This window comes from Nocardia testacea NBRC 100365 (assembly GCF_000308775.1).
Lineage (GTDB): Bacteria > Actinomycetota > Actinomycetes > Mycobacteriales > Mycobacteriaceae > Nocardia > Nocardia testacea.
This window is the reverse complement of record NZ_BAGJ01000072.1, coordinates 26031-32349: the sequence shown is the minus strand read 5'-3', so window position 1 is coordinate 32349 and position 6319 is coordinate 26031. Positions and strand designations below refer to the sequence as shown.

The 6319-nt window shown below is 70.4% G+C and carries 7 protein-coding genes; 3 read left to right on the top strand and 4 right to left on the bottom strand.

Annotated elements, in window-relative coordinates:
- The coding region (locus ON38_RS09315; protein WP_039824035.1) for a DNA-3-methyladenine glycosylase at window positions 1–606 on the bottom strand (606 nt) is incomplete at its 3' end.
- Between the two features lie 172 nt (window positions 607–778).
- On the opposite strand from ON38_RS09315, the gene ON38_RS09310 reads away from it, so the two are divergent.
- Genes ON38_RS09310 through ON38_RS09300 form a run of 3 tightly spaced genes read left to right on the top strand, consistent with a single transcriptional unit; the run spans window position 779 to window position 2987 of the window.
- A complete protein-coding gene (locus tag ON38_RS09310) occupies window positions 779–1510 on the top strand; it encodes an ABC transporter ATP-binding protein (RefSeq protein ID WP_039824033.1) in 732 nt (243 codons plus the stop codon).
- Complete coding sequence (locus ON38_RS09305) at window positions 1507–2346, top strand: ABC transporter permease (protein ID WP_083872469.1); 840 nt, start codon at window positions 1507–1509, stop codon at window positions 2344–2346. Before ON38_RS09310 ends, ON38_RS09305 begins: the two co-directional genes overlap by 4 nt.
- A complete protein-coding gene (locus tag ON38_RS09300; RefSeq protein WP_039824031.1) occupies window positions 2343–2987 on the top strand; it encodes a TetR/AcrR family transcriptional regulator in 645 nt (214 codons plus the stop codon). Before ON38_RS09305 ends, ON38_RS09300 begins: the two co-directional genes overlap by 4 nt.
- A 9-nt stretch (window positions 2988–2996) precedes the next feature.
- Here ON38_RS09300 and ON38_RS09295 read toward each other — a convergent pair whose 3' ends face one another.
- Genes ON38_RS09295 through ON38_RS09285 form a run of 3 tightly spaced genes read right to left on the bottom strand, consistent with a single transcriptional unit; the run spans window position 2997 to window position 6036 of the window.
- On the bottom strand, window positions 2997–3227 hold the full coding sequence (locus ON38_RS09295) for a Trm112 family protein (RefSeq protein WP_039824029.1): 231 nt from the start codon (window positions 3225–3227) through the stop codon (window positions 2997–2999).
- Between the two features lie 5 nt (window positions 3228–3232).
- Window positions 3233–3703 carry a GtrA family protein gene (locus ON38_RS09290; protein WP_039824027.1) on the bottom strand — a complete coding sequence of 157 codons (471 nt, stop codon included), beginning with the start codon at window positions 3701–3703 and terminating at the stop codon, window positions 3233–3235.
- Window positions 3700–6036 carry a hypothetical protein gene (locus tag ON38_RS09285; protein WP_373281204.1) on the bottom strand — a complete coding sequence of 779 codons (2337 nt, stop codon included), beginning with the start codon at window positions 6034–6036 and terminating at the stop codon, window positions 3700–3702. The genes ON38_RS09290 and ON38_RS09285 overlap by 4 nt, the downstream gene beginning before the upstream one ends.
- Between the last annotated feature and the right edge of the window lie 283 nt (window positions 6037–6319).

Genomic DNA, 6319 nt, shown 5'->3' with positions numbered 1-6319 from the left:
GATACGGGGAGCGCGGGGACTGCGACGGTAGGTGGAAACCGCCGGGGAGTCGGGCAACCAGACGCGCCAGGGGCGATCGGCTTCGCTGCTCACGCCGACACGCGGTCCGGCCGCGATATGCGCCGGGTCGATGGGTCGGCCCAGTTCCAGCCGGATGGCGGAATCGGGATCGAAGACATCGGTGCCGTAGTCGGCGAGGCCGATACCGAGCGCACTCCCCAGGTTGCCGGGGCCTTTGGCCAGGTCCGCTTCGGTGCGCGCGCCGGGTCGGCGGGCGCGCGCCGACTCGTGGCCGGCGACGATCTCGGCGGCCCGCAGCAGCACCCCGCTGGCCACACCGTCGGGCCCACTGATGATGTTCACGCAGGTGTGCATGCCGTAGCTCAGATAGCAGTAGAGGTGACCGGGCGGCCCGAACATCACCGCGTTGCGCGGGGTGCGGCCGCGGCCGGAATGCGCGGCCGGATCGTGCCAGGGGCCGGCCGGGTCTCCGCCGTATGCCTCGACCTCGACGATACGGGCGCCGACCGGGCCCGACCAGAGAATCGCGCCGAGCAGACGCTGGGCGGCGGTCAGCGGATCAACTGCCAGTTCCTCAGCACTCACGGCGTGGATTGTCGCAGCCGGCGCCGAGTGGGTGCCGTGGGGGCGTCCGCGGCGGAGATCCCCGGCACAGGTGGGCCGGCAGATCGATCATGCCCAGGTCTTGCGGTACCGCACCGGTCGGCGAATAATTCATCAGGGAATGAATTCAACACCGGATGAATAGGGGCCGACCATGGCCGATGCCGACGCGACCGCCGCGGTGGAAGTGCGTGACCTCACCGTTCGCCGCGGCAAACGCGAAGTGCTGCACAATATTTCGCTGACGATCCCGCGCGGCTCGATCACCGGGCTACTGGGTCCGTCGGGCTGCGGGAAGACCACGCTCATGCGCAGCATCGTCGGCACGCAGCTGGTGGCGGCCGGCGAGATCACCGCACTCGGGCTACCCGCGGGCAGCGCGGCGCTGCGGCGCCGGATCGGTTACGTCACCCAGGCGCCGAGCATCTACGCCGATATCAGCGTGCGCGACAATGTCGCGTATTTCGCCGCACTCGCCGGAGCCGACCGGGACGCGGTCGACACCGCACTCGGCGCGGTCGGGCTGCTCGACCACCAATCGCAACGTGGCGACGAGCTGTCCGGCGGGCAGCAGACCCGGGCCTCGCTCGCCTGCGCGCTGGTGGGCCGGCCGGAACTGCTCGTTCTCGACGAACCCACGGTCGGCTTGGACCCGGTGCTGCGGGTGGAGCTGTGGAAACAGTTCCACGAACTGGCGGCCGGTGGGACGACGCTACTGGTATCGAGCCATGTGATGGACGAGGCCGAGCACTGCGACCGGTTGCTGCTCCTGCGCGAGGGCGATCTGCTGGCCCGGCTGAGTCCGGACGAACTCCGAGAACACACCGGTGAACAGAACCTGGAACAGGCGTTCCTCGCCCTCATCACGATGGGAGCCCCGGCATGAACGGGCAGCGCGCGGCAGCGACCGCCTTCCCGAAAACCGCGCGGGCGGAATCCGGCGCGCCCCACGCGAGTGGGCCCCGCCCGGGCCGGGCGTACCTGGCCACGACCACCCGGATCCTGCGGCAGTTGCGCAACGACCACCGGACGGTCGCGATGATCCTGGTGGTGCCGGCCCTGCTGATGGCCCTGCTCTATTTCATCTACCGAGACGTCCCCTCCGCACCTGCCCAGTCCGCGACCCCGTTCGACCGGATCGGGATCAGCATGCTCGGCATCCTGCCGTTCATCGTGATGTTCCTGATCACCGCGATCGCCATGCAGCGCGAACGCACCTCCGGAACACTGGAACGACTGCTCACCACCCCACTGAGCAAACTCGACCTGCTCGGCGGATACGGCACCGCGTTCTCCCTCGCGGCCGCCGCCCAGGCGGCGGTTGCCTGCCTGGTGTCGTTCGGCCTGCTGGGTTTGGACGCCGCCGGGAATCCCGGGTGGGTCGTGCTGATCGCGATGGTGGACGCGGTGCTGGGTGTGGCGCTCGGACTGCTGTGCAGTGCGTTCGCGCGGACGGAATTCCAGGCGGTGCAGTTCATGCCGCTGGTCGCGGCGCCCCAGATCTTCCTGTGCGGTCTGCTGGTCCCCCGCGCGCAGCTCCCCGGCTGGCTGGAGGCGATCAGCAATGTCATGCCCCTCAGTTATGCGGTCGACGCGCTGCACGAGGTCTCGGTGCACACCGACCCGACCGGCCTGATGTGGCGGGACCTCGCGATCGTCGCGGCGTTCGCCGCGGTGGCCCTTTGCCTGGGTGCGGCGACCCTACGCCGCCGCACCGCATGAGCGCGCCGGAAGCCGACGGTCCGCGTCCGGTCCGTCCGGGCCGCCGTCCCGGCCGGTCCGGAACCCGGGACGCGATCCTGGCCGCGGCCCGGGAACGGTTCGCGAGATCCGGATTCGACAAAACCTCCATCCGGGCGGTCGCGGCGGACGCGGAGGTGGATCCGGCGCTGGTACACCACTATTTCGGGACCAAGCAGCAGTTGTTCGCCGCGGTGGTGGAACTACCGGTGGACCCGGAGATCGTGCTGCGGCAGGTGGACTCGGTGCCGCTGGACCGGCTCGGCGAAACCATCGTCACCGCGGTGGTGGGCCTGTGGGATTCCCCGGCGGGCACCGGTGCGGTGGCGCTGGTGCGCAGTCTGGTCGCGAGCGGAGATACCTCGCTGGCCCGCGATTTTCTGCTGTCGGTGGTGCTGGAGCGGGTGCGGCAGCGGATCGCGACCGAGACCGACGACGGCCGGCTCCGGGTGGCGTTGGCCGCCTCACAGATGGCGGGACTGGTGATCTCGCGGAAGATCCTGGCGCTCGAGCCGGTGCACGGGCTGCCGCTGGACCGGCTCGTCGCGGCCGTCGGGCCCACGATGCAGCGATATCTCACCGGGGATCTGGGTCAGGACTCGGCCGCCGCCGGTGAGTCCTGACCCGGGTCGTCACTCTCCGTACTGGTGGGCGAAATCGGCGTGCTCGGCGTCGTCAACCGGGCGTGCCTCGTCGGCGAGCAGTACCGGGATACCGCTGTCGATCGGGTAGGCCAGGCGCAGCCGCGGGTTGTACAGCAGATCCGCGCCGTCGGCGGCGCGCACCAGATGCAGCTGACCCTTGTCCTGCGGGCACGCCAGCAGACTCAGCAGGGTGGGGTCCAGAATGGTTTCCTCCGACATGGGCTTCAACCTACCGGTCGACGGAACGAGATCGAGCGGTGGCCGAAGTAGCTGCCGACCGCGACCGTGCCCATCACCACCACCGCGGCCGGCGCCCGGGGAAAACCGAGCACTGTGACCGCGAGTTCGAGCAGCAGCGCGTTGGCGACCAGTCCGCCGCTGTTGACGGCCACGAATGCGACGAAATCCCGCAGGACCCGGCCGCGGACCCGGAATACGAGATTGCGGTGCAGTGCGAACGCGATACCGACGCCGGTGGCGTACGCGGCCGCCACCGCCACCGAGGGTGGCACGGCAGTTCCGAGCAACCACAGCCACCCGACGGTCAGACCGATTCCCATCGCTGTGTTCACGGCGCCGACGACCGCGAAGGCGAGTTCCCGCCGACGCACGAGCCGCAGCAACGGGCCCGGGTCGGCGGGTGCCCCGAGCGAGCTGCCGGGTGAAGTGGCCGGGCACCCGACGGAATCGGTCACGGGCGGGCGACGACAGGACCCGGACCGCCGGCCACCGGGTCGGCGGGCGACGGAGCAACCGGGTCGTCGGGCGGAGCCGTCGGGTCGTCGGGAGAAGCGACCTGGTCGGCGACCCGTTCGGCCGGGCCGACAGGAACTCCAGCAGGTCCGGCAGGCGAGTGGCCAGGACGTCGGCGGCCACGCCGGTGGTCGATCGTCAGGCCCGCGAGACCGAGCAATCCGGCTGCCATGAGCGCGGCGCCGATCTTCCAGCCGGGCGGCCGCCAGGTGAGTTCCAGATCGCCCCCGCTGGTGCCGGGCGGGATGTCCACGGCGACGAAACTGTTCGCGACCACCTCGATCGGTAGCGGGCGGCCGTCGAGGTGCGCGCGGTACCCCGGCCAGCCCAGCCGGGCGAAAACGATCCGGCCGCCGGTGGGCGAATCGACCCGGACCCGGCTGGTGGTGTCCGATTCGACAGTGGCGCCGACGGTGACCCCGTCGGTGTGGGCGACCCGGCCGGTGCGTCCCGACACCGGGCCGGATTCGCGTTCGAGAACCGCGATGTACTGCTCGTGACCCGGGGGGTCCACCCATTTCCAGCCGGTGGGCGCGGGCTGCTCGCGCGCTCCGGGGAACAGGGCACGCTGGAGGACCACACGGTCGACCAGCATCAGATCCACCAGCGGCCGCCCGGTTTCGGGTTCCGGCGCGAAGGCCCGCCGGTAGGCGTCGGGGCAGACGCTGACATCCCAGCGCATACACAGCAGATGGCCGAAATAGAAGTGACCGTTGGGCGTATAGCCGCCTACATAGTCGGCCTCCAGGTTCTTGGCGTAATTACCGAAGGCCAGCGATCCGTAGGCGCCGTCGAGGGTGCGCTCCTCGGGAGAGATCAGCGCCCGGTCGCCCAGTTGCAGCGTGGTGCCCGGGAAATCGGGGAAGGCCGCCTTCATCTCCGACCGCTTCGTGGGCAGATTCCAGCTCATGGGCGTGGGCTGGGCCGCGTGCACCTGGAGATAAGCGATCGGGGCCACCGCGGCCAGCGTGAGCAGGCAGGCCGCGGCCTGCCCACGCGCCCGGCCCAGCCACACCACGACCGCCCCCAGCGCACCCACCCCGGCCGCGGCCATCAGGTGACCGAGCACCGCCGCCGGGGCGGCCGCGGCGGAACGCGCCAGCATCAACACGACCAGTACCGCGGCGGCTGTACCGCGCCGCCGGGTGCCGGCGACCGTGCCGAACCGACCGAGCAGCACACACACCAGCACGAGCAGCGCCAGCGCGACCATCGGCAGTACCCGGGCCGGCCAGCGCAGCGGGCCCATGGTCCCGGGGCCGGCGGTCCACAGCAGGGTCAGCACGGCGAAGAGGGCGGGCCCGCTCAGCTCCCGGGCCGCGCCCGCCGCGCGGCGCCAGTCGACGAAGGCCAGCGCCGGGATCAGGAACCAGGCGATATAGACCATGGGCAGCGGCTGCACATATCCCCACCAGGACGTGAAGGCGGGCAGCGTGCTGGGCAGGCCGGCGTTCAGCGATTCCGACCACGGCACGGTCAGGAACTGGTCGTTACGGATCTCCGACGCGCCGCGCCAGGTGACATCGGCGGTGAGCAGACTCGGCAGATAGGTCGCCAGACCGGCCACCGCCGCGCACCCGGCCACCAGGGCGAGCCGGACCACCGGCGCCCACTGCCGCCGGTACACGAATTCACCGAGGAGCACGGTGGCGAACAGCACAGCCGCTTCCACCGCGGGAAAAACGTACTGCACCGAGATCGTCAGGTAGAGAAAGACGAAAACCGGGACCGGCCCGCCGCGGCCCCGGGCGTAGCGCACGCCCGACGCCCAGGCGTGCACGAGCCAGGCGGTCCCGGTGAACGCGGTCATCCAGCTGGCCGCGTCGAAGAACAGCAGGAAACCACTACAGGGGAAAGCCACTCCGGCCACCGCCGACCAGGCCGGGCGGCCACCGTAGGTCAGGCAGACCCGGTAGACGCCGAGCCCCAGCACAACCGCGAACAGAAGTTTGACCAGTGTCGCGTACAGCGCGAGATCGTCCACCGAGACCGCGAGCAGATCGATCAGTAGCTGCGGTGGATTGAGCAGACCGGTCTCCTCGATCGCGTAGTTGCCGGCCAGCCAGTTCTCCGGCACCAGTACCGGGAACCGCCCCTCCCGCAGAGCGCGGCCGGTCATCACCCACAGCGGCGCGTACTGGGACTCGGTGTCGTCGGTGTAGAAATGCCGGGAATTCGCCAGCAGGACAGCGAGATAGGCGGCGAGCACTCCCGCCGCGCACACCAGACCCCACCGGACCACATCCCGCCGATTCTCGGCTCGACCATCCGCCACGGGTCCCAGACCCTACCGCCCGCAGCGGGTTACCCGGCCGGAACGACGCGCTTTCGCATCTGCCCGCCTCGCCCGCACCACACCTGCTAGAGTTCGCATTTCTCGGGCTCACCAGCGTCATCGAGACCCGGCACGCGTTATCCACCGTCGAAAGTCGATCTCGCCAATGCCGTTTTCTCCCAGTTTCGCGTCCGCCCGGGCCGCCGATCGGCCGCCGGCGGCCCGCTCCGTTCCCGATCTCGCCACCGCGGCCCGACAACCCGGAACCGTCTACCCGTCCCGG

Coding starts and splice junctions, on each gene's coding strand:
- ON38_RS09305 (WP_083872469.1), top strand. CDS start 1,507: ATGAACGGGCAGCGCGCGGCAGCGACCGCCTTCCCGAAAACCGCGCGG.
- ON38_RS09300 (WP_039824031.1), top strand. CDS start 2,343: ATGAGCGCGCCGGAAGCCGACGGTCCGCGTCCGGTCCGTCCGGGCCGC.
- ON38_RS09310 (WP_039824033.1), top strand. CDS start 779: ATGGCCGATGCCGACGCGACCGCCGCGGTGGAAGTGCGTGACCTCACC.
- ON38_RS09295 (WP_039824029.1), bottom strand. CDS start 3,227: ATGTCGGAGGAAACCATTCTGGACCCCACCCTGCTGAGTCTGCTGGCG.